This is a genomic window from Allobosea sp. P1_A7 (genome assembly GCF_056406775.1).
The window spans coordinates 1-3,029 of the sequence record NZ_JBFTZN010000444.1 but is presented as its reverse complement, the minus strand read 5'-3'; the positions used below and the strand labels follow the sequence as shown (position 1 = coordinate 3,029).

Here is a 3,029-nt window from a genome sequence, read left to right as displayed (position 1 = left end):
AGCCAGGCATCATAGTCGAGCGGGCGCATCGTCCGGTTCGCCGATCGCCTGAAGCGGTTCTGGAACTGGGTCGCTCCCCATTGTTCGAGCGCGGGATGCCAGCTTGTCGCCGTCAGCCCCTGTGTCCCCACCACCGGTCGCGCCTCCCAGGTCCGAAATGGGAAGTACTCGCCGAACAGCCCGGCCTCGTCGGCCACGACCACGACGTCATGGGCCGCCGCATTCTGCGTGAAGACCGGGATCTGCAGCTGAATCTGTTCGTGACCGCCATCGGCGCGCCGCGAGCCGCCTTCGTCGGAGAAAACCCGCTCCTCGACAATGCGGCCGCCGAAGCGCTTTGCCGCGCGTCGCACCGCCCCGGCGAAGGCCTCGTCCTCTGGCCGCGTTCCGAGAACCAGGAACCAGCGCCGCCACTGTTTCCAGACGAGATACTGCGCCAGCGCATCGGCGAGCATCGCGCGTGACGGGGCGGTATGCAGGACATTGGCGCGGCAATCCTCCTCGCGCAGGTTTTCGTCCGGCGCGCCGGCGTTGAACAGCAGCACATCCTTTCCCTTCAGCGCGTCGGCGAGCCTGAGAACGGTCTGGGCGCGCACGTCGAGCACCAGAAAATGTTGCCCCGCGGCGACGCGGCTTTCGGCTTCGACGAGCAGTTCATCGGCCTTGGCGCTCTCGATGATGTCCAGGCGAAACTCCTGGCCGAGAAAACGCCCCGTATTGGTGTTGTCTGCAATGGCGAGCCGCGCGCCGGCGATACCGTCGTCGGGCGGCGGAATGTCGAGCAGCGACAGCGGGAGAGGGCGCTCCTGGATCTCCCGGACGAGCAGGATGCCGATCGTCCTGGCCTCCGTCGGGGGCGCTGATTGCGCAAGCGCCTTGATCGGCCCACCGGCGAGCAGCATCACGCTGAAGACCAGAAAGATGGCCGCAAGRCGCAGCATCCCGGCCTTCAGGCGAAGGTCATGGCGATGGGCCTCGCAATCCTCCATGCGCGGCACTCCCCGATGGGCGAAGGCCAGCTACAGCCGTGCGCGTCGCCCACGCCCTCCAAAGCTGCGCCCAGCCGCAATCGACGTCAACCGGGGCACGGCTCGGCAAGCCGATGCCTGGCCGTTCCACAAGGGTGTGGAGTGCCGACCTGCGCCTGAGCCACTGCATGGGTTCGGAGCGCGCGCTGAGAGGACATTCGAAGGCGACTCCGTAAACGCTCACGGGATTCACGTAGTTTGCTTTTCGCTCCAAGCCGAAAAAGCGGGCCGTAAATCCGAGCCGACGTTGGCTGCGGGATACCTATCGCAAGGGTTGTCGCGAGGTTCCTCTGTGCCGGCGACAGTATTCGATTCGATCCTAGGGCGATCGTAATGAGGATTCTCTCAGGAAACGCGGCGCGAATCCGATAGGCCATTCTTGCCGCGGACCGTGAAGGCAGCAACGCCAGGTCCATGTCGTCAAGCTGGTGATTGTGAAGCCGAATTTGGGCGTGTGGGATAAGTAAATATGTCACACCCATCGCTGCTTTGCGGTGGGAAGCAAGTTGCGCATTGAGCGGGATCAGTCTTCGACGGATGCTGGGTGTGGAATTCGCAGCATGAATCGCAAGAAAAGGGGATTGCGATGACACTCAACCACGCGAGGGCCTGCGGCTTCACCTTGTCGATGRTGCTCGGGCTCGGCAGCGTCGTKGCGCAGGCCGCCGATCTGCCGCCCCCGACYACGCCCGTGCCGCCCGTGATGACYTCRGCATGGACCTACCGRTTCACGCCCTATGGCTGGCTCATTTCGCTCAACGGAAACCAGACCGTGAAGGGGCGAACCGCGAAGGTTGATGCCAGTTTCATCGATATCGTCGATGCCACACTCGGAGATGGGGGCACGCTGTTTGCCCTGATGGCGGATATCGAGGCCCGCAACGGCCGGTTCTCCCTCCTCGGCAATTTCGCCGGGCTCAAGGTCAGCATCGATCGCGGTAACGTCAGGACGCGGAGCGTTACGCCGGATATCTCGGGCGCGATCGGCGCGTCCGGCGATGCCAAGACCTCGATGGCCATCCTTGAAGCTGGGGCCGCTTACGAGTTCGCGCGCTACGGATCAGTCGGCTTCGACGTCCTGGCGGGCGCGCGCTACTGGTATCAGCGCGCCGATATCTCCTTCGATGCGGGCGCGACCGTCGATGTCGGCGATCTCAGCTTCGGGCGCAATGTCGCGATCGCCCGTTCCGGCTCGGTGGATTGGGTTGACGGTTTTGCCGGCGCGCGCATGCGGATCGGCGTCGCGCCGGGCCACGAAATCTTCCTGCGTGGCGACCTTGGTGGTGGCGGCAGCAAATTCTCGTGGCAGGGCATTGCAGGTTACAGCTTCGATTTCGCGGAGAAGAACGGCATCACCTATTCGGGCATCCTCGGTTATCGGGCGCTCTACGCCGACTATGCCCAGGGAGAGGGACGTCGGCGTTATGCTTTCGATATGTTGATGCATGGCCCGGTCGTCGGGCTCAGCCTGCGGTTCTGAAGCAAGGCCAGGATACCGGTTCCTGGCGGCGGGCCGACGTTCTCGAGGTGACAACGCGCGGCAGGGACGCCGACCGGGAGCAATTTCCTGACAAGAGAGGCCTGCGCGCACACGCAATCGGAAGGGGAGATGCGGATGAGGACCGAGCTTTCTCTCTTCGTGGGCACCTTCACGACCTTGCTTGCCATCATCAATCCGTTCGAGGTCCTGCCGGTCTACCTCAAGCTGTTGTCCGGCAAGGATAACGCAACGCACCGCACGGTCGCCCTGAAAGCCTCGGTCTACGCGCTGCTGCTTTGCTTCTTCTTCTTCATTTTCGGAACGCTCCTGCTCCGGATTTTCGGCGTTCCGCTCAGCATGGTGCGGGTCGTCGGCGGCATCATCCTGATGAAGATCGGCTTCGAGCTGTTCATGCCGAAGAAATCTGGCGACGATCTGGGTCTCTCGGGCGCCGATACCGGCGAAGCGAACATCGCTTTCGTGCCGCTGGCGATGCCGATCATGTTCGGTCCCGGCGGCAT

The 3,029-nt window shown here is 63.5% G+C and carries 3 protein-coding genes; 2 read left to right on the top strand and 1 reads right to left on the bottom strand.

The window, feature by feature from the left end; genetic code table 11:
* The coding region (locus AC1D34_RS35955; protein ID WP_476826836.1) for an ABC transporter substrate-binding protein at nucleotides 1-989 on the bottom strand (989 nt) is incomplete at its 3' end.
* 625 nt (nucleotides 990-1,614) lie between these two features.
* Between AC1D34_RS35955 and AC1D34_RS35950 the strand changes: the two genes are divergently transcribed.
* Complete coding sequence (locus tag AC1D34_RS35950) at nucleotides 1,615-2,508, top strand: hypothetical protein (RefSeq protein WP_476826835.1); 894 nt, start codon at nucleotides 1,615-1,617, stop codon at nucleotides 2,506-2,508.
* A 135-nt stretch (nucleotides 2,509-2,643) separates the two neighbouring features.
* Nucleotides 2,644-3,029 (top strand): MarC family protein (locus AC1D34_RS35945; protein ID WP_476826834.1); only part of this gene is annotated, 386 nt, incomplete at its 3' end.